We start from the raw sequence: 25,176 nt of genomic DNA on the forward strand, positions 1-25,176 counted from the left end.
GCGCCACCACCGGGTTGCCGTGAGCTGACACACGCGCCATGAGGCCGGCGATGAGCCGGGTGCGCGCTGCAAATTCCACATCATTCGGGCCAATCGGGCCGATGGGCCGCCGGTCGCGGTGTCTGTGTCGTACGACACCCGAGTCGACCGGATCAGCCAGGTTCACCGTTGCGCCTCTCGCCTTCGCTCCTGCCGGGCGGCGGCGGCGGACTCCGCAGCGCCCTGTTCCGGACCGCCGTCGGCCAGCCCGTCCCCGCCGAGCAGGAACTGCTCGACGAGGTGGTTCCAGTCACAGCCGAGGCACACCTCCACCACGAAGACCTGAAACTCACGCAGCGTCATCGCCAGCGCGGGCAACTCGGCCAGCGTGCGCGCCTGGCCGGCGGACTGCTTGAGCTCGTCCCCGTAAATGTAGTGGACGTGGGTGAGGTTCTCGCTCCGACAGATCGGGCACCGCTGTTCGGTCGGTTCCCCGTGGAACCGGGCCGCGTTCTTCAGGTAGGGCGAGGCGTCGCACACGTCGTACGTGCCGATCCGCCCGGCGAGCACGTCACGCAGCACTGCTCGCTTCTGCAGCGAGTAGTCGACCACCTGACGAGACGTGCGCATGCGGCAAAGGGTACGCGTTCCGATCGGGTGGGGCGACCACCGTCACGATCCGTGCACGGGCTGGCGCAGAACGGGGGTTTGCCCTGACAGCGGGGGAGGTACTAACGTGCGATGTATCGGTCCGATACATCGAGGCGGTTAATCAGCCGCTCCGAGGGTAAGGAAAGGGTGGCCCGTGCTCGAGCTCGCCATCCTCGGCCTCCTGCAGGAGGCCCCGATGCACGGCTACGAACTCCGCAAGGAGCTCACCGCCAAGCTCGGCGCCATCCGGGCGGCGATCAGCTACGGCTCGCTCTACCCGACCCTGCGCAGGTTGCAGGCGGCGGGTTGGATCACCGAGGCCGCCGACGCACCGGCCACCGCCGAGGAGGTTCCCGCACTGACCAGCCGACGAGGTCGGGTGGTCTACAAGATCACCGCGGAGGGCAAGGAACGCTTCGCCCAACTGATCGCGCAGGCCGGGCCCGAGACGTACGACGACACGGGCTTCGGTGTGCACTTCGCGTTCTTCGCCCGCACCGACCAGGCGACCCGGCTGCGCATCCTGGAGGGTCGCCGCCGCACGATCGAGGAACGTCGCGAGGGACTTCGGGACGTGCTGGGCCGGGCGGCCGAGCGTCTCGACGCGTACACCCTGGAACTGCAACGCCACGGCCTCGACGCCTGCGAGCGCGAGGTCCGCTGGCTGGAGGAGCTCATCGCCAACGAGCGCTCCGGCCGTGCCCCGACAGTCCCGCGACCCGGGACGGCCGGCGGTCCACGAGACAACAACAGCCCGCCTCCGCCTGGAGAGTCCAGGAATGAGCGGCCGTCATGAAGAAGGAGGCAGACGCTATGGGCTCCGTCCGCGTCGCCATCGTCGGTGTGGGTAACTGCGCCTCGTCCCTCGTGCAGGGCGTGGAGTACTACCGCAACGCCGACCCGAACGACCGCGTCCCGGGTCTCATGCACGTCACCTTCGGCGACTACCACGTATCGGACGTCGACTTTGTCGCGGCGTTCGACGTGGACGCCAAGAAGGTCGGCATGGACCTCGCGGAGGCGATCGTCGCCAGCGAGAACAACACCATCAAGCTCTGCGACGTGCCGCCCACCGGCGTCAGCGTCCAGCGCGGCCCGACCTTCGACGGCCTGGGCCAGTACTACCGCGAGATCATCGAGGAGTCCGACGCCGCGCCGGTCGACGTGACCAAGGCGCTGCGCGACGCCCAGGTCGACGTGGTCGTCTGCTACCTGCCGGTCGGCTCCGAGCAGGCCGCCAAGTTCTACGCCCAGGCCGCGATCGACGCCGGCTGCGCCTTCGTCAACGCGCTGCCGGTCTTCATCGCCTCCGACCCGGAGTGGGCGCAGAAGTTCACCGACGCCGGCCTGCCGATCGTCGGTGACGACATCAAGAGCCAGGTCGGCGCCACCATCGTGCACCGCGCGCTGGCGAAGCTGTTCGAGGACCGGGGCGTCGAGCTGCTGCGCACCTACCAGCTCAACTTCGGCGGCAACATGGACTTCATGAACATGCTGGAGCGCACCCGGCTGGTCTCGAAGAAGATCTCGAAGACCCAGTCGGTCACGTCCCAGATCCCGCACGAGATGGTCAAGAGCGACGTGCACATCGGCCCGTCGGACCACGTGCCGTGGCTGGACGACCGCAAGTGGGCGTACATCCGCCTGGAGGGCCGTTCCTTCGGTGACACCCCGCTCAACGCCGAGCTGAAGCTCGAGGTGTGGGACTCGCCGAACTCCGCCGGTGTCATCATCGACGCCGTCCGGGCCGCCAAGATCGCCCTGGACCGCAAGGTCGGTGGCCCGATCCTCTCGGCCTCCTCCTACTTCATGAAGTCCCCGCCGGAGCAGTACGCCGACCACGACGCGCACGCCGCCGTCGAGTCCTTCATCAAGGGCGACATCGAGCGCTGACGCGCCTACCACCAGCACCACCGAGGGCCGGGTCCGTACGGATCCGGCCCTCGCGTGTTCAGCCCGCCATCTCCAGGTACGGCGACAGCCGCAACGTCAACTCCTCGACCGAGTCGACCTCACCACTGGTCAACGCGTCGGTCAGGGCCATCCGGTCCTTGGCCGGCATGGTGAGGCGCAGGCCGGAACGAGTCAGCAGGATGCGCATCGCCGCCCAGGCGAGCCCGGCGTTCCACAGGTCGAGGGGACGCCAGACCGTCAACCCGTGCAGCAGTGCCGCCGCCCTGTCCAGCGCGCTCGGGTAGGCGGCCTGTCCGACCAACCGCGCGTGCGGTCGGGCCGCCGCCGCCACGAGTATCCCGGCGTCCCGCACCTGGCTCCGGGGGCCGGTGTGCTCGGCGAGCAGGGTCAGCAGGTCCTCGGCGTCCGGCCAGGGGTGGGTCATCTGTCCCCCAGCATCTCGAAGAACTCCGCGTCCTCCTCGAACACCCGGCGGGCGGCCTGGCGGGTCCATTCGTCCCGGTCGTGCCGGTCCAGGTAGGCCTGCACCGCCACCTCGACCGTCTTGTGCATCGACCGGTGCTCCGCCTCGGCGAGCTCCTTGAGTCGCTGCTCGACCTCGGGCTTCAGGTTCAGGGTGAAGGCCATACCAGAGTTGTATAACTCGTCGGTCGGCTGGTCAACCACGCTCGACGCCACGTCTCTTCCTCGCTGGGTCGTCGTCCGCGACGATGGTGGCGAGGACCGCTCGGATCAGGGCGGACGGACTGTGCGATCACCCCTCGGGCAGCCAGGCGCGGCGCAGCGCCACCCCCGCCTCCAACTCCAGCAGCGTCACCTTGCGCGGCAGGCCGCCACCGAAGCCGACCAGCTTGCCGCCCGCGCCGACGATCCGGTGGCAGGGCACGATCACCGGCACCGGGTTGCGGTTGCAGGCCACCCCGACCGCACGTGCCGCGCCGGGGTCGCCGACCCGCCGGGCCACCTCGCCGTAGGTGAGCGTCTCCCCGTACGGGATGCGGGTCATCTCCCGCCAGACGGCGCGCTCGAACTCGGACCCGCGCGGCACCTCCACCGGCACGGTGAACCCGGTCAGCTCACCGGCGAAGTACGCCCGCAGTTCCGCTACGGCCTGCCCGGACACCCCGTCGGTAGGTGACTCGGCCGCCGACTCCACCCGGCCGAAGTGTGCGCCGCACACCCCATCGTGGTCGGTGGCCACGGAGAAGGCTCCGATCGGCGTATCGAGAACGGTCCAGCGCACGCCGACATTCTCCCCTTCGCCCCGGCCCCGCCGCCATCCACCCGGCACGGCGGCGGTCCTGCGCTGCTCTGACGGCTGGTCTGACGCGATGTGGCCTGGTCAGCAGGATCGGTAGACCTTGTCCGCCTTGTTCTGCTTCGGATAGACGTCGCTGATAGATCTGCTCGCCGCGCTCACCTTGAAAAGAAAGGTGCCGTTGCTCTCGTAGAACGATGCCGACCCGGAGGGCAGGTTGTAGTAGACGGCTTCGGTGCGGTTCTGCCAACCCCAGGTGGCCAGGTTCTGCCAACCGCAGTCGGAGAGCTTGCCGTACGGGTCACCGAATCGGGTGTCGTCGTAGAAGCAGAACCATCCACTCGGGCAGGTGGGGGTGGCAAACACACCCGGCGAGCGCCCCGATTCCGCAGCCGCCGGAGCGGCGAACGAGAAGCCGCCCAGAACGATCACCGCATTGACCGTGATGCTAGCCAGCAGACGTCGACCGACACGGATCATGGTGGCTTCACTCCCTCAATCGACCGGCAGTACGGCGAGATCAGGGCATCTAGATCAACGCTTCGGATGCAATTGATCACATTCAGTGACGCCCGTTGAGTCAGGGTAGGGTTCCACCGAGAGTGATCGCCAGACCGGGCCGAACGCGGAGGGGTCCGGAGAAACCGGTACGTGCAGAGTTCCGGTACGCTCGTTTGCCGCAGCGGGCCCAGCAAACCCTGCGCCTGGCCTACGGATCAGGTCCGCGACCTTGCCATATCGGTGGCTCGACCGCCGATCACCGAAACCTCCAGTGGCGGCACCACCCACCACCACTGCCCTTTTTCCACATGGCGCACCCGCAACTCAGCCTTTTCTCGCCGCATTTCCGACACCCCAGCCAGACCATCGCCACCGTCCAGTGGGCCGGGCGGCTGTCGGTCCTTGACCCCGGGACGGCCTCAGCCGGAACCTCCACTACGGGAGCAGCCGAAATAGGTGGTTCGAGTCTCGGCCACCGGCGACAACGACTCGGGAGAGGTGGTCAATTCGTGGAAGAGGAGAGCGCCGTTGCGGGGGTCGATGACCAACGTGTCACGGCTGTTCAGCGTCCCGTCGGTGGCTCCAGCGTCCACGCTGAACGCCAGGCCCGAGCGGCCCTCACCGTCACTCCACGACCCGCGGTAGACCACACCAGGAGTCTGGGGGAGCAACTTCACGACTGCCGCTCGCTGTGCGTGGCTGAGGCAGTGGTCCTTGTACAGGTTGGCGATCCCACGGAACGTGCCGGTCGACCCGGGTCCCTGCTCGGCCAGGAGTTGCCTCCGGAGTTCCAGCGGGTCCGTCGACGGGTCCGGAACACGAATCCGTACGTCTCCCGGAGCAAGACAGTCCGCACCTTCAGGGACGGGTGGGCGATGCTCTTTGATCACAGCGCTGGCCTCGCAGTCCCACCCGTCGTCGGTGACCCACCGCCGGTACTCCCGCACCACCCGGTCGTCTGACTGAGCCGGGGGGGCCGCTCGTGACGACACCTGTCGCCGGATGACCGCGTCCGTCCGCACGATCGCCGGTTCCCACGGGATGACCACCCGCTGGCCCAGTACGGTGAGCTCGTACCCGCCGCCGACCCCGGTCGGCGGGACCGGGGTATCCCTACCACCGGGCTCTCCCCCGCCCAGAACGACCAGAGGAGCAGCGACCAACGTCGCCACTGCCGTCAGGAGCCTTCGCCACCGCAGGCGTGGTCGCTGTTCGATGCCGGATTCCGCGTTCACCACCACTCGGCCGGACGTGTCCACGTCCTCGGGTGCCGGGGCCGAGGCAGTGAGCGACCCCGACCGTAGGTCGATCGGCTCTGCCTGCTCTTCGACGGGACGATCGGCCTGCTGCCTGATGACGTGGCTGGCCTTCGTCTGCCATGAACGGACATGGCTCTCAAGCCCGCCCAGGCAGAAGACGATGTAGCCCAGCACATCCGGATCGAGGGCACCCTCGCCGGCCAGGACGTCGTGCACCATCTCCTTGGTCGGTGCTCTGCCCGACAGTGCGCCCCGCAGTGTCTCGTTCCCTACCTTTCCGAGTCGCCTGACGAACTCCTCCTCGGGCAGGTCCTGATCCCGTGCGAGGCAGCGCAGCGCGGCGAGCAGGTCTGATGACGAGCTGAAACTGCGGTCCGGTTTGAACCGCTTGGCGGCCTCCTCCGTCGCCGTACGAAGTCGTTGCCACTCACGGTGCTTCGCCTCATCGGTGAGTCCGATGCCGACGAGGTAGCCGCGTAGCGCTTCGTCCGTCGGGACCTTCCGACCATCGGCACTCTCCGACAGGCTGCTCCCGCCCTTCCCACACCTGAGCCTCATGATGGCGAGTTTCGGAGCGCCAGCGGCTGCATGTGCGGCACGCAGCTTCGTAGCGAGTTCAGCGGGCGGCCCGAAACCCACCACCGGTTTCGGCGGCCGGCCCGCCTTGTTCGTCGTCCCGTGTTCGATGGTCGGGTTCCCCCGGCTGTGCACTCTCGTTCTGACCTTCCTGCGTGATCTCGGGCTACCGTTCTACCGGCCCCTGGGGGCCTGTCCCACGGGGCGGTCCTGCATCTGGTCGTCTCGGCCGGCTGGTTCGGCGGCATCCTCGGGCCGGTGCCCGGTTTCCCCTCCCAGCACGTACAGCAGCCCGCGCAGGGTGCGTCGCTCGCTGCGGTACGGGGAGCTCGACTCCCAACGGGCCAGCCTGACTGCGACCGCCCCGAGGATCGCGGGAACCGTGACCGCAACCTGCCAGGAACCTCCGTCGCGCATCACCGCCGCCGAATAGGCCATCAGCATGGCCAGCAGAACAGTCGCTGATGCGCCCCCACCGGACCGGGGACGCCCCTGGTGGCCGCTGCTCAGGTGGTGCTGACGAGCCATTGTGGAACTCCTTACCGGCACGACGCGTGTCACGTCGTGCACTCGTTTCGTTGAAGGTGTGGCGGGGAGTCGGCTCCGGCGAGTCACGGTCACGGACCTCACCGCCCTGAGAGGCGATCCTTCTCCACCCCGCCGACGAATCCCAATCCTGCCGGAGTTGCCACCAGGCACCCGTCGCCGTCCGCGCAGCCAACGTGACGGTTGTTCGCAACGCGCGGGAGGCGAACATCTCCCTATGCGGCCAGCCCTTCCGAAAAACTCCCCGGAAAATTCGTGAGCTGGGATTTCACCCAGCTGAGGACGGCCACGGATCCGTCTCGGCCCGGCCCGGTCGAGCGTCGGGTCGGGCCGGCGGCGAGGATCGTCCAGCAGAGACCAGGCGGCACACCCCGCTCCTGACCCCACACCGGCTTCTCCACCACCCACCCCTGTCGAAAAAACGAAAAAAAGCATGCGGGGCCGAACAGCGCCGACGAACGCAGAGGCAGCGGTCCGTCAACGCAAGGTAACCTTGCCCGTCGTCGCTACCGTGCAGGTCGTGGCCACGGGGACGCTCATCTTTCTGATCATCGGTGGGGCGGGCGTCGGCGTGCTGGCGCTCGCCCTGCTCGGCGGCGAAATCCTGCATTTCGGTCATCCCGACGTCGACGGTCCGGTCTCCGTCGAGGCCGTCGCCGGTTTCCTCGGCGCGTTCGGCTTCGGCGCGGCCATCGTCAACGAGCTGCTCGGTGGGCGTACCCCGGGGATGATCGCGGCGGCGGTCGGTGGCGGCGCGCTCGCCGCAGTGCCCACCGCGTGGCTGGCGGGTCGGCTGAGCCGGGCGGCGCGCGACATGCGCACCGACGCCACCCCCACCCGGGACGACCTGGTCGGCGCGCTCGGCCTGGTGGTCACCCCGATCCCGACCGGCGGCTACGGCGAGGTGCGGGTACGCGTCGCCGGCCAACCGGTGAAACTCAACGCCCGCGCCGACGAGCCCATCCCGCTCGGTGCGCAGATCTTCGTGGTGCAGACGCTGAGCGAGACCAGCGTGCACGTCGAGACCTACTGACCCTCTTCTCGCAGAGACGGAACCCCCCATGCCTCTCCTCATCGCCATCGGCGGCGCGGTCGTCCTCGCCCTCGTCCTCGTGATGTTCGTGCTCTCCCGGATCAAGGTCGCCGGGCCGAACGAGGCGTTCATCGTCACCGGCCGCAAGGGGCGGACCACGCAGAACGCCGACGGCGGCCGGTCCACCGACAACTCCGGCCAGAAGGTCGTCCTCGGCGCGTCGGTCTTCGTCCTGCCGGTGGTGCAGAAGCTCCAGTCGCTCGACCTGTCCAGCCGCCGCATCGACGTCGGCATCCGGGGCGCGGTCAGCAAGCAGGGCATCCGGGCCGACCTGCACGGCGTGGCCATCGTGAAGGTCGGCGGCACCGAGGACGCGATCCGCGCCGCCGCCCAGCGGTTCCTGCACCAGCAGGACGAGATCGACAACTTCACCCGGGAGGTGCTGGCCGGCGCGCTGCGCTCGATCGTCGGCCGGCTCACCGTCGAGGAGGTCATCCGGGACCGGGCGGCGTTCGCCAACGCGGTCGCCGAGGAGGCCGAGCACTCGATGACCAACCAGGGGCTGGTGCTGGACACCTTCCAGCTCCAGGACATCCTCGCCGAGGGGTCGTACCTGCAGGACCTCGGTCGGCCCGAGGCGGCCCGGGTGCTCAAGGACGCGGCCATCGCCGAGGCCCGCGCCCGCCAGCAGGCCGAGCAGGAGCGGCTGCTGGCCGAGGAGGCCATCGCCGAGGCCAACCGGAACCTGTCGCTCAAGCAGGCCGGCATCCAGGCCGAGATCGACGCGGCGAAGGCGAAGTCGGCGGCGGCCGGGCCGCTCGCCCAGGCCGAGCGGGACCAGGCGATCCTCTCCGAGCAGCAGAAGGTGGCCGAGCGCAACGCCGAGCTGAAGCAGCGCCAGCTCGACACCGAGGTGCGCAAGCCGGCCGACGCGGCCCGGTACAAGGTGGAGCAGGAGGCCGAGGCGTCCCGCAACGCGGCGGTGCTGCACGCCGACGCCCAGCGGCAGGCCACCATCGCCGCCGCCCAGGCCGCCGCCGAGCAGGCCCGGCTCACCGGTGAGGGCGAGCGGGCCCGCCGGGCAGCGCTGGCCGAGGCCAACGCGATCGAAGGCGCCAAGGAGGGTGAGGCCGAGCAGCGGCGGCGGTCCGCGATCGCCGAGGCGGTCGAGCGGGAGGGCCAGGCCGAGGCCACGGCCATCCTGGCCCGGGGTCAGGCCGAGGCCGACGCGATGGCTCGCAAGGCCGAGGCGTTCGCCGCGTACGGTGAGGCCGCCGTGCTCGACCTGCTGGTCAAGATGTTGCCGCAGGTGGTCGAGGCGGCCAGCGCCCCGATCGGCGCGATCGACAAGCTGACGGTGATCTCCACCGACGGGGCGTCCTCGTTGACCAAGTCGGTGGCCGGCAACGTGGCCCAGGGCCTCCAGCTCGGCTCCGACCTCACCGGCATCGACCTGTCGGCCCTGCTCGCCAAGCTCGGCGCGGCGTCGGCCGGGTCCCCGGCCAACGGCAAGTCGCCGGTCGAGGGCAGCGCGGTCGAGACCCGCTGACCGTACGCGCGACGAGGGGCCGTCCGGCGTGCGCCGGGCGGCCCCTCGCGTCGTTCAGGTCAGCTCAGCGCAGGCCCTGCTCGTGGGCCCAGCGCAGCAGTTCCGCCTCGGCCTCGTCACGGTCGAGCGGGCCGCGTTCCAGGCGCAGCTCCTTGAGGTGCTGCCAGGCCCGGCCGACCAGCGGACCGGGCGGCACGCCGAGCAGCTCCATGATCGCGTTGCCGTCGAGGTCGGGCCGGACCCGGGCCAGGTCCTCCTCGGCGGCGATCCGGGTGATCCGCTCCTCCAACGCGTCGTAGTCGGCAGCCAACTGGGCGGCCTTGCGCCGGTTACGGGTGGTGCAGTCCGAGCGGGTCAGCTTGTGCAGCCGGTCCACCAGGTCACCGGCGTCGGTGACGTACCGGCGCACGGCCGAGTCGGTCCACTCGCCCCGGCCGTACCCGTAGAACCGCAGGTGCAGGCCGACCAGCTTGGTGACCTGGGAGGTGACGTCCTTCGGGTAGCGCAGGGCCTTCATCCGCGCCTTGGTCAGCCGGGCACCGACCACCTCGTGGTGGTGGAAGCTGACCCGACCATCCCCACCGACCGCCTTGGTGGCCGGCTTGCCCACGTCGTGCATGAGCGCGGCCATCCGGAGCACGAAGTCACAGCCGTCCGTCTCGTAGGACACCGCGTTGCTCACCACGGTCAACGTGTGCTCGTAGACGTCCTTGTGCTGGGCGTGCTCGTCGATGGTCAGCTTGAGGCCGGTCAGCTCGGGCAGGAACCGGTCGGCCAGCCCGGTGTCGACCAGCAGCCGCAGCCCGGTGATCGGGTCGGTGCCGCAGAGCAGCTTGGTGAACTCGTCGCGGATCCGCTCGGCGGTGATCCGGTCCAGGTCGGCGGCCATCGAGGTCATCGCCGTCCGCACGTCGGGGTGGACGGCGAAGCAGAGCTGGGCGGCGAACCGGGCGGCCCGCAGCATCCGCAGCGGGTCGTCGCCGAACGACTCGGCCGGCGTGCCCGGGGTACGGATGATCTTCGCGGCCAGGTCGTCCAGCCCGCCGTACGGGTCGGTGAACCGGTGGTCGGGGAGGCTGACCGCCATCGCGTTGACGGTGAAGTCGCGCCGCCGCAGGTCGTCGGTGAGGTTGGTGCCGTACTCCACCACCGGGTTGCGGCTGACCTGGTCGTACGCCTCGGCACGGAAGGTGGTGACCTCCAGCCGGAGGCCGTCGCGCTGGCAGCCGATGGTGCCGAACTCCCGACCGGTCTCCCAGATCGACTCGGCCCAGCCCTTGATGATCCGTAACGTCTGGTCGGGGTGGGCGTCGGTGCAGAAGTCCAGGTCGTCGCCGAGCCGCCCGAGCAGGGCGTCGCGCACCGAACCACCCACCAGGTGCAGCTCGTGCCCGGCGCGGGCGAACCGGCGGCCCAGCTCGTCGGCGACCGGTGAGACGCGGAGCAGCTCGGCGACGGCGTTGCGCTGCGCGGTGGTCAGCTCACGGCGTTCGGCGGCGTGGGGTGTGGAGGCTTCGGACATGGGATCGCCAGCCTATCGGGCGGGGACGGGAACCGATCCGCCGGGCGCGGGTGTCGGGTCCGGGTTGACTATGGTCATGGCGTGCGGACCGGTACCGGCTCCGACGGATCCCCGGGAGGCTGGAGATGAGCGGCGGGCTCTACCGCAGCGCGAACGCCGCGCAGGGTGACGACGGGCTCCGGCCGTACGACGGGGCGACGTTCATCTCCGCCGAGCCGTTGAACCAGCCGGGGGTGGAGGCGACCGCGCCGCCGCAGGAGGTGGTCGCGGAGACCAGCGCCGCGGCGAACAGCGCGGTGATGGCGGTCGGCAGCCTGGTCAGCCGGGGCACCGGCTTCGTCCGCAACCTGATGATCGGTGCCGCGCTGGGCAGCGCCGTCGGCGACGCGTTCACCACCGCCCAGTTCCTACCCAACCAGGTGTACGAGTTCCTGCTCGGCGGCGTGCTGACCAGCGTGCTGATCCCGGTGCTGGTACGCCGGCGCAAGGCCGACCCGGACCGGGGTGAGGCGTACGCCCAGCGGCTGCTGACCCTCGCGGTGCTGGCCCTCGCGGTCACGGTCGTGCTGGCCCTGCTGCTGGCCTCGACCCTGACCACGCTCTATGCCGGCGGCAAGAACCAGGACTACACCGGCCTGGTCACGAACCTGTCCTACCTGATGCTGCCGATGCTGTTCTTCACCGGCGTCAGCGCGTTGATCGCGGCGGTGCTGAACACCCGGGGGCACTTCGCCGCGCCGATGTGGGCGCCGATCCTCAACAACCTGGTCGTCATCGGCACCTTCGGCCTCTACATCGTGGTGTACGGCGCGCAGGCGCTGGGCCCGGAGGACATCGGCTGGGACCGGATCCTGCTGGTCGGTGGGGGCACCCTGCTCGGGGTGGCGGTGCAGGCGGCCGGGCTGCTGCCGGCGCTGCGCAAGGTGGGTTTCCGGTGGAAGCTGCGGTTCGACTTCCGGGAGTTGGGTCTGCGTGAGCTGGCCCGGCTCGGTGGCTGGATGTTCTGCTATGTCGCGGTCAACCAGCTCGGCCTGTTCGTGGTGGTCAACCTGCTCACCCGGGCCGCCGGTGGCGACGACAGCAACGCCGGCCTGCTGATCTACAACAACGTCTTCCTGTTGCTGATGATGGCGCACGGCATCATCGCCGTCTCGATCATCACGGCGCTGATGCCCCGGATGAGCGCCGCCGCCGCCGAGGGCCGGTTCGCCGACGTCACCGCCGATCTGTCCCGGGGCACCCGGATGGTGACGGCGGTGCTCGCCCCGATCGCGGTCTGTTACGCGGTGCTGGCCGGCCCGGTCTCCGTGGTGGTCTTCCGGTACGGCGCGTTCACCGGTGACAACGCGCTTGCCACCTCGCTGGTGCTGCTGGTCGCCGCGCTGGGCCTGGTGCCGTTCGCGATCAGCCAGCTGTTCACCTTCGCCTTCTACGCGTTGCCGGACACCCGCACCCCGGCGCTGGTCAACATCCCGGTGGTGATTCTGCGGGTGGCCGTGCAGATCGGGGTCTTCGTCACCTTCTCGGCCACCTTCGCGGCGGCCGGCATGATGCTCGGCAACGCCGTCTCGTACGTGGCGGCGGCGGTGCTCTCGGCGATGCTGCTGCGGCCCCGGGTGGGCCGGATCGGGCTGGGTCGGATCATGCGGACCGTGGGCAAGGTGCTGGTGGCGGCGCTCGGTGCGGCGCTGGTCGGCCTGCTGGTGGTCAACCTGCTCCCCGGTGACCCGGGCAACCTGAGCTGGACGGCGGCGGCGGTGCGGCTGGTCCTCGGCGGGGTGGTGATCGGCGGGACGTACCTGGGCCTGGCGATGGTGCTGCGGATCGGTGAGATCACCGAGGTGGTCGGGATGGTGCGCCGCCGGCTCGGCCGCTGATCCGCTGCCCGTACCGGGGCCGGGCGGACAGGGGACACGCAGGGTGAACGAGGATCACCAGCCTGGGGACACGCCTGTGGATAACTTGGTTAGTCCCCGCTCAGTCACCGTAAGGGCCTGTGGACAACCAACCGTACGGCTGAGCATGTGCGGCCGTTCGGGGGGAACCTGACGTACTGCCACCGGGTTGTCACCGGTGGGCCGGCCCGGGGGTCGGTGGCTTGCGGCCAGCGTCTAGATTGGCCAGTACATGTGCCAGCAACGCGGGCGAGAGTGGCGGTAACCGGACTAATCCCCTCATATGCGACGGCCCGTTGAGCGCGGCGGGAAGATGACATGTCGGGATGGCGGGCGGTCCGGGTAAGGTCGCTGTCGACGGACACGGCAGGTGGCCGACTCCCGCGTCGACGCCGCCGGCCGCTCCATCGACGGCGGATCGGGAAGCCACATGCCCAGCAGTTCGGGTCCATCGATCGACACGATCACCGAGGGAGGACGGGTGACCCAGGTCGGCGAGGGTCAGGAGGCGGAGGAAACCGCTCCTCCGGTCATGACCTTCGGTGCTCCCACAGCCGGTGAGATCCTCGCCGAGCGGTACGAGTTGGTCGAGCACATCAACAACGACAGCGCCGGGCGCCTGGTCTGGCGGGGCGTCGACGTCATCCTGCGCCGCCCCGTGGCCGTGGTGCTCCGCTACCCGGGAGGCGACTCCGCCACCGAGATGCTCCAGGCCGCCGTGGCGGCCAGCCGGGTCATCCACCCCAACCTGGTCGGCGTCTACGACGCCATCGACGAGGACGTCCGGGCCTACGTCGTCCGGGAGTGGGTCGACGGTCGGTCCCTGCGTGAGCTGGTCGCCGACGGCCCGTTGGATCCGGCCCGAGCCACCGCCATCGGCAACGCGGTCGCCAGCGCCATGGCCGCCGTGCACGCCACCGGAATGGTCCACGGCAACGTGCACCCCGGCACCGTGATGATCAGCGACGACGGCCGGGTGGTGCTGGCCGACGCCCGCACCGACGGCGACGACAGCCAGGAAGCCGACATCCGCGCGGTGGGCGGCATCCTCTACTTCGCCCTCACCGGGCACTGGCCGCACGCCGAGGCGCCGCTGCGCGGTGCGACCGCCGGCCACGGCCGCGCCGCCATCCCGGACGCCGTCCGCGACGCCAGCGGCGCCATCGCCGCACCCCGGCAGGTCCGGGCCGGCGTGCCGGCGTACCTCGACGACCTGACCATGGACCTGCTCGACGCCGAGATCGCCCCGCCGTCGTCGGACGTGCTCTCGGCCGAGCTGGGCCGGCTCGACATCCCCGCCGAGGACCACTTCCTCGACCAGACCGGCACCATCCGGTTCACCGCCGACGGCGTCGAGGACCGCTCGCCGCTCGCCGCCGCAGGGGGTCGGAAGGTTGCCATCGGCATCGCCGGTCTGCTGGCGGTCGCCCTGATCGGCCTACTCATCGGCATCAACACGCTGGGTGGCGACGACGACCCGCAGACCGAGCCGGTGGCCCGCCCCTCCGCCAGCACCCCGGCCGGCGACGCCACCCCGGCCCCCGCCGTGCGCAAGCTGAACATCCAGGACATCCGGATCATCGACCCGGACAGCCGGCAACGCAACGAGCTGGGCGACGCCGAAAAGATGCTGGACGGCGACGAGGACAAGGGTTGGGAGACCGACACCTACTACTCGGCCAACTTCAGCAACTACAAGAAGGGCATGGGGGTCTGGATCGACCTCGGCGCCCTGCACACCGTCAAGTCGCTCACGGCCACCCTGTCGGACTCCGGCGTCTCCGCGGCGCTGTTCACCGGCACCGGCGACTTCCCGTCCAGCTCGCAGGGCGACAAGGACCTGGTCAAGGGATTCAAGACGCGGATCGGGCAGCCGTTCGAGCAGCACGACGGCACCAAGATGGCCTTCGACGGCTTCGACCCCGAGCAGAAATACCAGTACCTGCTCTTCTGGATCACCGAGCTGCCCTCCACCGAGCGGGGCTTCAAGCTGGGCGTCCAGGAGATCGCGGTCCAGGGATCGTGACCTGCCGGCCGCGACCCCGTCACCGCCTCCGCCGGGCGTGGTGATGGTCGGTCGCGGCGGGCACCCACCCGACCCGGCGACCGGCGGGCCGGCAGCGACCGGGGCACCGCAGCCCGAGGCCACCGACCTGGACCTGCTGCGTGCCCACGTCGCCGGTGACCGGGACGCCTTCACCGAACTCTTCCACCGGCACCGCGACCGGCTCTGGGCGGTGGCCCTGCGGACCACGGGTGACCGGGAGGAGGCGGCCGACGCCCTCCAGGACGCACTGCTGTCCGCCCACCGCGCCGCCGGCCGGTTCCGGGGCGACTCCGCCGTCACCACCTGGCTGCACCGGATCGTGGTCAACGCCTGCCTGGACCGGCTCCGCCGCCGGCAGGCCCACCCCACCGTCCCACTGCCCGACGGCAACCACACCGACGACGCCCGGGGCACCGGCGGCGTCGAGCCGGCGGCACCCGCCACCGACCACGACACCGCCCTGGTGGTACGCCAGGCGCTGGCCGGGTTGCCGGTCGAGCAGCGGGCCGCGCTGATCCTGGTGGACGTGCAGGGCTACCCGGTGGCCGAAGTCGCCCTGATCCTCGGGGTGGCCGAGGGCACGGTCAAGAGTCGCTGCGCCCGGGGCCGGGCCCGGCTCGCCCGGGTGCTCGGGCACCTGCGCGCAGGTGGGGACGAACCGTCGCCCCACCCGGCCGCCAGCTCAGCGACCACGCGGGGCGGGCACCTCCGGACGGGTCGGGACGTTTCCGACGTCACACCGGGGAACCGGCAGCCGACCGACGGCGTCCGATCGGGGTCGGGGCAGGCCCGGCGGGGCGCCATCCAGGAGGAGACGTGACGGGCCGGGAGTTCAGGGAGGTCGACCACGACCTGCTCGCCGACTATCTGGGCGGGGCACTGGACGGCACCCCGGAGCAGACCGTCGTCGCCCGACTCGTCGCCGAGGACCCGGCCTGGTCCGACGCGCACGACGTGCTGGCCCCCGCCCTGACCCGGGTGCACGACGAGCTGACGGGTTGGGGTGCCGCCGTACCGGAGATGCCCCTGGCCGTGGTGGAGCGGCTCACCGCCGTGCTCGCCGGTGCCGGCCCGGCCACCCCACCCACCGACGACACCGCCACACCCGACCGGGCCGACCCGCAGGTCGGCCCGGTGCCCACGCAACCGGGCGGGTCGCGTACCCCCGGCGGTCGGGCCGGGGCCGGACGCACCGATGCGTCGGGTCCCGGTCGGCGACGGCGCTGGGCGCGGCTCGCCGGGCCGGTCAGCCTCGCCGCGGTGTCGTTGGCCGCAGTGGGGTTCGGCGTGGCCCACCTGCTCGACGGCGCGGCCTCCCGGGACTCCCCCGCCACGACGATGGCCGGGCCGGCGCAGGACGGCGCGGAAAACGCGGGCCGGGGTTTCCGGTTCACCGGTGAGACCCAACGCAGCGGCATCGACTGGTCCCCGACGACGCTGCGCGGCACCACGGCCGCCCCACTGCCCCGCCCCGTCACCCCGCCGGGTCTCCAGTCCGCGGAGGGGCCCGACGTCACCACCCAGATCGACCCCACCACGCCGGAGAGCAAGCGACTCACCGAACCCGGTGGGCTCGACCGGCTGACCGGGCGGGCGGCGCTCGACGCCTGTCTCGCCGACATCGCCGCCGAGCACAACCGTGGGCCGGTCGCCGTCGAGGTGGTCGACTACGCCACCTTCAACGGCCTGCCTGCGGTGGTGGTCCGCTTCACCGATCCCAGCGGTGCACGGTGGGCGTGGGCGAGCGGTGCGGAGTGCGGTGTGCCGGGGTCCGGCGCGGACACCCGCTACCAGGCGCAGGTAGGGTGAGGACCCGGTCACCCCTCGTCCCGCATCGCGTGACGTGACCCACCGGACGACCGGTCCGGGAATCCCCGGTTCGTACGATGACGTTCTGCAAGTCAGCCGCCGACGTCGTTGAACCGTCGGCGCTCGGATCGACGTCGGTGCGCCGCCGATGTCGTACACACACATCGGGAGACGGCAGTGGACGAGGTCCGCAACCTGATCATCATCGGCTCCGGGCCGGCCGGCTACACGGCGGCGGTCTACGCCGCGCGCGCCAACCTGAAGCCACTCGTGATCGAGGGTGTGCAGTCCGGTGGTGCGTTGATGACCACGACCGAGGTGGAGAACTTCCCCGGTTTCGCCGACGGCATCCTCGGCCCCGAGCTGATGGACAACATGCGCAAGCAGGCCGAACGGTTCGGTGCGGAGTTCCTGACCGACGACGTCACCCGGGTCGAGCTGAAGGACACCGGCGACACCGGTTCCGACGCGGTGAGCACCGTGTGGGTCGGGCAGACCGCCTACCGGGCCAAGGCCGTCATCCTCTCCACCGGCTCGGCCTGGCGTCCGTTGGGCGTCCCGGGCGAGCAGGAATACCTGGGGCACGGCGTGTCGTCCTGCGCCACCTGTGACGGGTTCTTCTTCCGCAACCAGCACATCGTGGTGGTCGGCGGCGGTGACTCCGCGATGGAGGAGGCCAGCTTCCTCACCCGGTTCGCCGAGTCGGTCACCATCATCCACCGGCGCGACTCGTTCCGGGCCAGCAAGATCATGGCCGACCGCGCGCTGGGCAACGACAAGATCAGGGTGGAGTGGAACAGCACCGTCGAGGAGGTGCTCGGCGACGACGGCAAGGTGACCGGCGTCCGGGTCCGCAACGTGCACACCGGCGACGTCAAGGTGCTCGACGTGACCGGCGTCTTCGTGGCGATCGGCCACGACCCGCGCAGCGAACTCTTCCGCGACCAGGTCGAGGTGGACGACGAGGGTTACGTGAAGGTGCAGGCCCCGAGCACCCGCACCAGCGTGCCGGGTGTCTTCGCCGCCGGTGACGTGGTCGACCACACCTACCGGCAGGCGATCACCGCCGCCGGCACCGGCTGCGCCGCCGCCCTCGACGCCGAGCGGTTCATCGCCACCCTGAGCTGAACGACAGCAACACCAACAATCTGAGGAGGAGGGTCATAGTGGGAGCAACGAAGGTCGTCACCGACGCCAGCTTCACCGCCGACGTGCTGAAGTCCGACAAGCCGGTCCTGGTGGACTTCTGGGCCGAGTGGTGCGGCCCGTGCCGCAAGGTCTCGCCGCTACTGGAGGAGATCGCGGGCGAGATGGCCGGTCAGGTCACCATCGTCAAGCTCAACATCGACGAGAACCCGGAGACGGCCCGCGCCTACCGGATCATGTCGGTGCCGACCCTCACCATCTTCAAGAACGGCGAGCCGGTGCAGTCGATCGCGGGGGCCAAGCCGAAGGGCGAACTGGTCCGGCTGATCGAGTCGGCGCTGTAACACCTGCGCACCACCGGAACCCCGTACCCCCACCGGGTGCGGGGTTCCGGTCGTCCCGGCGCCACCTGACCTGCGCGAACCGCCGGCCGAACCAGACCGGTCACGGTACGCTCCGTAAGCGCTGGTCCTCCGGACGCACAGCGTGGCCGTCTGCGAAGGTGCCCGGCAGCCAACCTCTGAGGGGGTCCTGCGTGCGTCCGATCCGATCCGGTGACCGTGGACCGGCAGTGACCGAGATCCGTGCCGTCCTGACCGGCCTGGACCTCCTCGCCGCCACACCCGGTGACGAGTTCGACGTCGCCACCGAACGTGCCGTCCGGGCCTTCCAGCAGTCCCGTGGGCTCAGCGCCGACGGCCGGGTCGGCGCGGAGACCTGGCGGGCCCTGGACGCGGCCCGCTGGCGACTCGGGGCCCGCACCCTCTACCACGCGGTGCCCGAACCCCTCACCGGCGATGACGTCCGCTCCCTGCAGGAACGACTGCTGGAGATGGGGTACGACGTCGGGGGCGCCGACGCCGTCTACGGCGTACGCACCTCCAGGGCGGTGGCCCAGTTCCAACGTGAGGTCGGGTTGAAGCCCGACGGCTCCTGCGGCCCGTACACGATGGGTGCGCTGCGGCGGCTCGGCCGCAAGGTGGTCGGCGGACGCCCCCAGTGGCTGCGGGAGTCCGACGCCATCCGGCAGTCCGGCCCGACGCTGGTCGGGCGGACCGTGGTCATCGACCCGGGGCACGGCGGCACCGACCCGGGCGTGGTGGTGCCCGACGGTTCACTGCGCTGGACCGAGGCGGACCTGGTGCACGACCTGGCCAGCCGGCTGGAGGGGCGGCTCGCCGCAGCCGGGGTACGGGTGCAGCTGACCCGTGGCCCCTCCCCCCGCGACTGCCTGCCGGACGTCGACCGGGCGGAACTGGCCAACTCCCTCGGTGCCGACGTGTTCATCTCGCTGCACACCGACGGTCACGCCGACCCGGCCGCCGACGGGGTCGCCACCTACCACTACGGCACCGACAACGGCGTCACCTCGGCCACCGGGGAACGACTCGCCGGGCTGGTGCAGCGGGAGATCGTGGCGCGGACCGGGCTGCGGGACTGCCGTACCCACGCCAAGGCGTGGGACCTGCTGCGACTGACCAGGATGCCGGCCGTCCGGGTCGAGGTGGGCTACCTGACCTCACCGCAGGACCGGTCCCGGCTGGTCGACCCCCGGTTCCGGGACCGGGTCGTCGAGGCGATCGTGGCCGCCGTACAGCGGATGTTCTTCCCGGTCGAACGGGACGTGCCGACCGGCTCGATCGACGTCAGCGCCCTGCGGGCGGTGGTGACGGCCGGCGCGGTCCGCGACTGAACCTGGTGGTGCCGCGGGCTGGCGGGGCGTAGGGCTCGCCGCTCAGCCGGCGCTGGACCGGGTCGCCGGGGCGGGGCGGACCGGCCGCAGCAGGCTCTCCGGGCTCATCGAGCCGAGCAGCTTCTCCAACGCGTACTCGACGTCGGACTTCCAGCTCAGCGCGGTGCGCAACTCCAGGCGCAGGCGCGGGTAGCGGGGGTGCGGACGGACCGTCTTGAAGCCCACCGAGAGGAAGAAGTCGGTCGGGGCGACGCAGGCCCGCACGGTGTCCTCCGGCTCGTCACCGAACTTCGCGTCACCGAACGCCTCGATCGCCTTGATGCCCCGCTTGGTCAGGTCCCGGGCGACACCCTGAACCAGCATCCGGCCCAGCCCACCGCCCGCGAACGCGGGCACCACACTGGCGGTCATCAGCAACGCGGCGTCCGCCGACACCGGCGAGGTCGGGAAGGCCATCGAGCGGGGCACGTAGGCCGGCGGCGCGTACAGCACGAAACCGGCGGGCATCCCGTCGACGTACGCCAGCTTGCCGCAGGAACCCCACTCCAGCAGCGTCTGGGAGACCCACGCTTCCTTCTCCAGCCCCGGGTCACCGTTGGCGCAGGCCCGCTCGGCGGAGACCGGGTCCAACTCCCAGTAGACGCACTGCCGGCACGGGCGAGGCAGGTCCTCCAGGGTGTCGAGGGTCAGACTGACCAGACGTCGCGACATCAGCGCATCCCCACACTCAGGCTCGGAGGCGAGACCAGCCCGCAGCGGCGGCACACCGGCTGCGTCCCCGACGAGCGATCGTACGCCGCCTGCCGACCGTACGGGAGGGGACGCGCGAATCGCCACCCGGGCCAGGGGACGGACGTCCGGGATGTGGACGGGGACCACATCGTGACCGACGACCGCCCCGCCGGGGATTACGATCGACCGACCGGCGTCCCCGCGCCGCCATGGTCGCCGGCACCGCGGGTACCCCAGCGGGCGGGAGCCCGACCGACACCCGATCGAGGTGATGTCATGACCGGCACGACGCTTGACGACTACACCGACCGGTACGCCCGGCGCGTCCGGGGCATGACCGCCTCGGAGATCCGGGCCCTCTTCGCGGTGGCCAGCCGGCCGGAGGTCGTCTCGCTCGCCGGTGGCGCACCCTACATCGCCGCGTTGCCGCTCGACGCGGTCGGCGAGATGCTCGGCAAGCTCGGCAGCGAACACGGCACCACCACCCTCCAGTACGGCATCGGCCAGGGCACCCTGGAGCTGCGCGAACGGATCTGCGAGGTGATGGCGGACTCCGGCATCGACGCCTCCTGCGGCGCCTCCCCCGACGACGTGGTGGTCACCGTCGGCGGTCAGCAGGCGCTCGACCTGGTGGCCCGGCTCTTCCTCGACCCGGGTGACGTGGTGCTCGCCGAAGGCCCGACCTACGTCGGCGCACTCGGGGTGTTCCAGGCCGCCCAGGCGCAGGTCGTCCACGTGCCGATGGACGACGACGGGCTGATCCCGGAGGCCCTGGAGGTGGCGATCGCCGACCAGGCCCGCGCCGGCCGGCGGGTGAAGTTCCTCTACACCATCCCCACCTACCAGAACCCGGCTGGCGTGACGCTGAGCGAGGAACGGCGGGAACGGGTGCTCGACATCTGCGAGCGCGCCGGCCTGCTGGTGGTCGAGGACGACCCGTACGGCCAGCTGGGTTTCGAGGGTGAGGCGCCCAGGCCGCTGCGGGCCCGCCGCCGCGACGGGGTGTTCTACCTGAGCACCTTCTCCAAGACCTTTGCCCCCGGGCTGCGGGTGGGTTGGATCCTGGCCCCGCACGCGGTCCGCGACAAACTGGTCATCGCCAGTGAGGCGCAGATCCTCTGCCCCAGCGCTTTCGCGCAGGCCGCCGTCACGACGTACCTGTCGACGATGCCGTGGCGCGAACAGCTCAAGGTCTACCGCGAGGTCTACCGGGAACGGCGTGACGCCCTGCTCGGCGCGCTGCACGACCTGATGCCGGAGGGCACCACCTGGACCAGGCCCACCGGTGGTCTCTTCGTCTGGGCCAGCCTGCCCGACGGGCTGGACGCCAAGGCGATGGTGCCACGTTCCATCGCCGCCCGGGTCGCCTACGTACCGGGCACCGGTTTCTATGCCGACGGCACCGGCACCGGCAACATGCGGCTCAACTTCTCCTTCCCCGCCCCGGAGCGGATCCGGGAGGGGGTACGCCGGCTGGCCCGGGTCATGGAGCAGGAGATCGCCATGCGGCAGGTCTTCGGCCCGGTCGGTCCGACCGGGAGCCGGCGGGGCGGGGCGGACGTCCCCGGCCCCGACTTGGCATGATGCCCGCATGGCTGCCATTCCCGTCGAGCGCACCGTCGTGACCGATTCCGCCGCCGACCTGCACATCCTGGTGCTGGCCGGTGGCCTGTCGTACGAGCGGGACGTCTCCCTGCGGTCCGGCCGGCGGGTCCTCGACGCGCTGCGCAGCGCCGGGGTGGAGGCGGAGCTACGGGACGCCGACGTGGCACTGCTGCCCGCGCTGGCCGCCGACCCGCCGGACGCCGTGGTGATCGCCCTGCACGGTGCGACCGGCGAGGACGGCTCGCTACGTGGGGTGCTCGACCTGTGCGACGTGCCCTACGTCGGCTGTGACGCGCGGGCCGCCCGGCTGGCCTGGGACAAACCGTCAGCCAAGGCGGTGCTGCGGGAGAACGGCATCCCCACCCCCGACTGGGTGGCCCTGCCGCACGACCGTTTCTCCGAGCTGGGCGCGGTGGCCGTGCTCGACCGCATCGTGCAACGGTTGGGGTTGCCGCTGATGGTCAAGCCCACGCAGGGCGGCTCGGGCCTGGGTGCCGCCGTGGTGCGGGATACCGCCGCCCTCCCGGCCGCGATGGTCGGTTGCTTCGCGTACGACTCGACGGCACTGGTCGAGCGGTACGTGCCCGGCATGGACGTGGCGGTGTCGGTGCTCGACCTGGGCGACGGGCCACAGGCGCTACCGCCGGTGGAGATCGTGCCCCGCAACGGCGTGTACGACTACGCCGCCCGCTACACCGCCGGCCGGACCACCTGGCACGCACCGGCCCGCCTCGACCCGGCGGTGGCCGGCGCGGTGGCCGAGGTGGCGTTGGCCGCCCACACCGCGCTCGGGCTGCGCGACCTCTCCCGGGTCGACCTGATCGTCGACGGGGACGGCCGACCCCACGTGCTGGAGGTCAACGTGTCGCCCGGCATGACGGAGACGTCGCTGCTGCCGTTGGCGATCCAGGCGGCCGGGCTGGACTTCGGTCAGGTCCTCGGCACACTGGTCGGCCGAACGGCAGCCCGCCGCCGCCCCTGATCCGCGCCCGCGCCGTCGGGCTTTCCTGCCGTCGGGTTGCCCGGACAGGGGTCGGTAGCCCTGCGGGTCGGGGTGGTCCCCGTGCGGCCGGGTCAGCGCCGGTCGGGGTCTGACGCGACAGTCACGCCGGGCCCGTAGTGGGCTTCGCCGCGCTGACGGCGCCGGTCCCGTCCGTACCGTCGACTGCCGTGCCTTCGGTCTCCGACGCGACCGTGTCGGTGTTTCCGGGCCCGGTACCGGGCCGGTCCGTTCCGCTGCCACCCGGGCCGGTGCCGGTTGCGGCGGCAGCCCGGTCGGCCGTGCCCTCCGGATCGGGACGGGCAGCCGTGTCGGCCCGTCCCGGACCGGCACCGTCAGCGGTGCCGTCGTCGTCAGCGCCGACGGTGCGGGTTTCCCTGCTTTCGGCGTCCTGGGTGCTGCGCGGATCGAGGACGAGGGCCGCGCTGTCGGGCCCGGTCCGCTCCGGGGCCGACGCGGTCGCACTCTCCACCGACGAGGTCTCGGTGTTGATTCCGGTCTCAGCTTCGGCCCCGGTCGAGCCTTCCGTCGGGACCGGGAGAGGGATCTCCTCCGCCGACTCGATCACGGAGACGGCGTCTCCCGCAGCCGCAGCCGCGGCTGCCTCGGCCGACGACTGCGCGGCGATGCTGGAGGGCGTCTGCCACTGGATCCGCGGCGGCTCGGCGAGGGGCCGGCCGCCGAACTCGGCGAGCCAGGCCGCGACATGTGCGAGGTTTTCCCGCCACTGGGATTCGGAGATGGGCGGCAGGATCGAGTCCCAGAGCGACAGGAAGGTGCCACGCAGCTGGAGTCGGCCGTACGGACGGGCCAGGAACCACATGTGCAGGTGGGCGGACCCGTCACCCCACCGGTTCACATGCACCCGGGCGACGCCGTCCAGCGAGCGGATGGCGCGTTCCAGTCGGACGGTCATCACCCCGAGTTCGGCAGCGAGCAAATTGGGCAGGTCGCCCAGGTCGAGATGCGAGCGCGACTCAAGGATCAGCACCATGGGCAGGCCGGTCGGACGGTCCATGGCCCGCACCCGCCACCGCTCACCCACCCAGATGTACGCGTCGTCGGGTGCTTTGCAGGCGATGCACTCCCGGAGCCCTTCGCCCTTACGGGGAGGCTCGACCGCCACCGGTTCGTCGAGGTGCTTGACGCGCAGCTCACCCTCGAAGGGAAACGACGGCCACTGGGTGAAGTCCGGAACTGGGGAGGCAGGGGTGTCGTGCACGACGCTGACCCTAACCGAGACCGGCACCGCTGTCCCTACCCCGAACGCCGCTGATCATGACGGGATTTCGGCCGATCGAAGCGGCTGACACCGGGGCGCGGAGGGGGCGACAGGTGGGTTGTCCACAGGCTGATGAGATCACCACCACACCCCGTCATCCACAGGCTGGGGATGGCTCTGACGCGCTGTTTCACGTGAAACGGGTAGTGCCTGTGGAAAACTTCTGTGGATAACTTTGGCGTTCGTCCACAGCACTGTTCACAGGGATGGCGTGCTCGACTCGTTCAACGATCGAAGGGCGGCTGTAGCTGTCGGTAGCTCCGGGCTTTTAGCCCGGACACCGGTCCTCTCGGCCATCCGATCGGTCCCGTGGGGGAGCGCCAGACCACCGGCCGTGCTCCTGTCGCCAACTCCTCCTCATCCCCTGAGGGCACTCTCCACCTCCTGGACGCCCCATGGAGAGGCCCAATCGATCACAAGGGATACGGGAGACCCATGCCCTCGTCGACGCCATGGCGCTGCTCGCTCCCGACCACCGACCACCGCGCTCGCCCGCTGAGATCACCATTCGCTGCTACCTGCGCCGCCGGAGCCGACTCCATGGCTACGCACGCGAGTCCGGCTTCGTGGGGAACGGCGAACCCCGCCCCGGGCACCTGGTGTGATCGCCGGTGGAGCGGCAGGCCGGTTTCACGTGAAACCGGCGCAGTGCCGACTGCTGAGTGGGCAGCTCCGACGCCTCCCCGCCGGTACCGCCCGCCGCCGCCATCGGACGGAAGGTTCGGCGGGGTGGAAGTTGGATCGCAACCGCACGGGCATGTTCCACGTGAAACCTGATCGAGGCCGTTGTTCCACGTGGAACAACATCGTTTCGGTAGTGGCGTCCCGGAGGCCGACAGCAGCATCTCCCGCCGAGGGCGGACGGCCCGGGGGCTGGGGCCCGGAGGGCCTGGGGCGGAGGGCCTGAGGCGGAGGGCCGAGGGTCGGGGGCTGGAGTGCGGGAGGGGCCAAGGGGCCAAGGGGCCGGAAGGCGGAGGGGCCGGAAGGCCGGCGGGCGGGGGTCGCGCGACCCGTCCATGGCCGGAGGCGACCATGGTCGATGCCCGACCCGCAGCCGTGCCCGTCACGCCCGAAAATCCCACGGCACGGACCGCCCCCAGGACGACAGTCGGCCTCGCTCCCCAGCGCGCGGCCGTGGCTCCGCTTCGCGCAGCGGGCCGAGGCCCTCAGATCGACTGA

The 25,176-nt window shown here is 70.9% G+C and carries 22 protein-coding genes; 13 read left to right on the forward strand and 9 right to left on the reverse strand.

All coding sequences use genetic code 11. The features are described 5' to 3' along the window. Positions 1-162: 162 nt before the first annotated feature. A complete protein-coding gene (locus ACQP2H_RS31485; protein WP_433230243.1) occupies positions 163-609 on the reverse strand; it encodes a DUF5318 domain-containing protein in 447 nt (148 codons plus the stop codon). 175 nt (positions 610-784) lie between these two features. Between ACQP2H_RS31485 and ACQP2H_RS31490 the strand changes: the two genes are divergently transcribed. Both ACQP2H_RS31490 and ACQP2H_RS31495 read left to right on the forward strand, forming a co-directional pair. Then, complete coding sequence (locus ACQP2H_RS31490) at positions 785-1,426, forward strand: PadR family transcriptional regulator (RefSeq protein WP_208565153.1); 642 nt, start codon at positions 785-787, stop codon at positions 1,424-1,426. A gap of 17 nt (positions 1,427-1,443) precedes the next feature. After that, positions 1,444-2,523: an inositol-3-phosphate synthase gene (locus tag ACQP2H_RS31495; protein WP_208565154.1), complete on the forward strand. Its 1,080-nt coding sequence runs from the start codon at positions 1,444-1,446 to the stop codon at positions 2,521-2,523. Positions 2,524-2,581: 58 nt separating this feature from the next. On the opposite strand, the gene ACQP2H_RS31500 is transcribed toward ACQP2H_RS31495, so the two are convergent. The 5 genes from ACQP2H_RS31500 to ACQP2H_RS31520 all read right to left on the reverse strand — a co-directional run bounded on the left by ACQP2H_RS31500 (position 2,582) and on the right by ACQP2H_RS31520 (position 6,120). Then, on the reverse strand, positions 2,582-2,968 hold the full coding sequence (locus ACQP2H_RS31500) for a hypothetical protein (RefSeq protein WP_433230245.1): 387 nt from the start codon (positions 2,966-2,968) through the stop codon (positions 2,582-2,584). Continuing rightward, positions 2,965-3,171 carry a ribbon-helix-helix protein, CopG family gene (locus ACQP2H_RS31505; RefSeq protein ID WP_067310753.1) on the reverse strand — a complete coding sequence of 69 codons (207 nt, stop codon included), beginning with the start codon at positions 3,169-3,171 and terminating at the stop codon, positions 2,965-2,967. Before ACQP2H_RS31505 ends, ACQP2H_RS31500 begins: the two co-directional genes overlap by 4 nt. Before the next feature lie 127 nt (positions 3,172-3,298). Next, on the reverse strand, positions 3,299-3,787 hold the full coding sequence (locus ACQP2H_RS31510) for a methylated-DNA--[protein]-cysteine S-methyltransferase (RefSeq protein WP_433230248.1): 489 nt from the start codon (positions 3,785-3,787) through the stop codon (positions 3,299-3,301). Between the two features lie 99 nt (positions 3,788-3,886). Next, positions 3,887-4,282: a peptidase inhibitor family I36 protein gene (locus ACQP2H_RS31515; RefSeq protein WP_433230251.1), complete on the reverse strand. Its 396-nt coding sequence runs from the start codon at positions 4,280-4,282 to the stop codon at positions 3,887-3,889. Between the two features lie 440 nt (positions 4,283-4,722). Beyond that, positions 4,723-6,120, reverse strand: a complete 1,398-nt coding sequence (locus ACQP2H_RS31520) for a hypothetical protein (protein WP_433230253.1) — start codon at positions 6,118-6,120, stop codon at positions 4,723-4,725. 1,075 nt (positions 6,121-7,195) lie between these two features. On the opposite strand from ACQP2H_RS31520, the gene ACQP2H_RS31525 reads away from it, so the two are divergent. Next, positions 7,196-7,717, forward strand: a complete 522-nt coding sequence (locus ACQP2H_RS31525; protein ID WP_357018814.1) for a hypothetical protein — start codon at positions 7,196-7,198, stop codon at positions 7,715-7,717. A 28-nt stretch (positions 7,718-7,745) separates the two neighbouring features. Then, positions 7,746-9,266 (forward strand): flotillin family protein, encoded by a 1,521-nt coding sequence (locus tag ACQP2H_RS31530; RefSeq protein WP_433230256.1) that lies wholly within the window; start codon positions 7,746-7,748, stop codon positions 9,264-9,266. A gap of 64 nt (positions 9,267-9,330) precedes the next feature. On the opposite strand, the gene ACQP2H_RS31535 is transcribed toward ACQP2H_RS31530, so the two are convergent. Then, positions 9,331-10,788, reverse strand: a complete 1,458-nt coding sequence (locus tag ACQP2H_RS31535) for a CCA tRNA nucleotidyltransferase (RefSeq protein ID WP_208565161.1) — start codon at positions 10,786-10,788, stop codon at positions 9,331-9,333. A 125-nt stretch (positions 10,789-10,913) separates the two neighbouring features. Here ACQP2H_RS31535 and murJ point away from each other — a divergent pair, with 125 nt between their 5' ends. From murJ to ACQP2H_RS31570, 7 genes are all read left to right on the forward strand, one after another. Next, positions 10,914-12,665, forward strand: coding sequence for a murein biosynthesis integral membrane protein MurJ (gene murJ, locus ACQP2H_RS31540; RefSeq protein WP_433230259.1), 1,752 nt, complete (start codon positions 10,914-10,916; stop codon positions 12,663-12,665). 448 nt (positions 12,666-13,113) lie between these two features. Then, positions 13,114-14,709: a protein kinase family protein gene (locus tag ACQP2H_RS31545; protein WP_219470485.1), complete on the forward strand. Its 1,596-nt coding sequence runs from the start codon at positions 13,114-13,116 to the stop codon at positions 14,707-14,709. A gap of 43 nt (positions 14,710-14,752) precedes the next feature. Beyond that, complete coding sequence (gene sigM, locus ACQP2H_RS31550; RefSeq protein WP_219465383.1) at positions 14,753-15,550, forward strand: RNA polymerase sigma factor SigM; 798 nt, start codon at positions 14,753-14,755, stop codon at positions 15,548-15,550. Beyond that, entirely contained in the window at positions 15,547-16,539 is a 993-nt protein-coding gene (locus ACQP2H_RS31555) for a hypothetical protein (protein WP_357532678.1), read from the forward strand. Before sigM ends, ACQP2H_RS31555 begins: the two co-directional genes overlap by 4 nt. A gap of 177 nt (positions 16,540-16,716) precedes the next feature. Beyond that, positions 16,717-17,667: a thioredoxin-disulfide reductase gene (gene trxB / locus ACQP2H_RS31560; RefSeq protein WP_357532680.1), complete on the forward strand. Its 951-nt coding sequence runs from the start codon at positions 16,717-16,719 to the stop codon at positions 17,665-17,667. A gap of 38 nt (positions 17,668-17,705) precedes the next feature. Continuing rightward, a complete protein-coding gene (gene trxA, locus ACQP2H_RS31565; RefSeq protein WP_067310719.1) occupies positions 17,706-18,029 on the forward strand; it encodes a thioredoxin in 324 nt (107 codons plus the stop codon). A gap of 191 nt (positions 18,030-18,220) precedes the next feature. After that, a complete protein-coding gene (locus tag ACQP2H_RS31570) occupies positions 18,221-19,378 on the forward strand; it encodes an N-acetylmuramoyl-L-alanine amidase (protein WP_357532682.1) in 1,158 nt (385 codons plus the stop codon). Between the two features lie 42 nt (positions 19,379-19,420). Here the strand turns inward: ACQP2H_RS31570 and ACQP2H_RS31575 are convergent, their stop codons facing one another. Continuing rightward, complete coding sequence (locus tag ACQP2H_RS31575; RefSeq protein ID WP_208565167.1) at positions 19,421-20,089, reverse strand: GNAT family N-acetyltransferase; 669 nt, start codon at positions 20,087-20,089, stop codon at positions 19,421-19,423. A gap of 297 nt (positions 20,090-20,386) precedes the next feature. Here ACQP2H_RS31575 and ACQP2H_RS31580 point away from each other — a divergent pair, with 297 nt between their 5' ends. Together ACQP2H_RS31580 and ACQP2H_RS31585 are read left to right on the forward strand one after the other, a co-directional pair. Next, positions 20,387-21,694 (forward strand): PLP-dependent aminotransferase family protein, encoded by a 1,308-nt coding sequence (locus tag ACQP2H_RS31580; RefSeq protein WP_433230264.1) that lies wholly within the window; start codon positions 20,387-20,389, stop codon positions 21,692-21,694. Positions 21,695-21,701: 7 nt separating this feature from the next. Beyond that, a complete protein-coding gene (locus ACQP2H_RS31585; RefSeq protein ID WP_433230267.1) occupies positions 21,702-22,697 on the forward strand; it encodes a D-alanine--D-alanine ligase family protein in 996 nt (331 codons plus the stop codon). Between the two features lie 121 nt (positions 22,698-22,818). Here the strand turns inward: ACQP2H_RS31585 and ACQP2H_RS31590 are convergent, their stop codons facing one another. After that, positions 22,819-23,709, reverse strand: coding sequence for a hypothetical protein (locus tag ACQP2H_RS31590; RefSeq protein ID WP_433233763.1), 891 nt, complete (start codon positions 23,707-23,709; stop codon positions 22,819-22,821). Between the last annotated feature and the right edge of the window lie 1,467 nt (positions 23,710-25,176).

This window comes from Micromonospora sp. CA-248260 (assembly GCF_050942205.1).
Classification (GTDB): domain Bacteria; phylum Actinomycetota; class Actinomycetes; order Mycobacteriales; family Micromonosporaceae; genus Micromonospora; species Micromonospora antibiotica.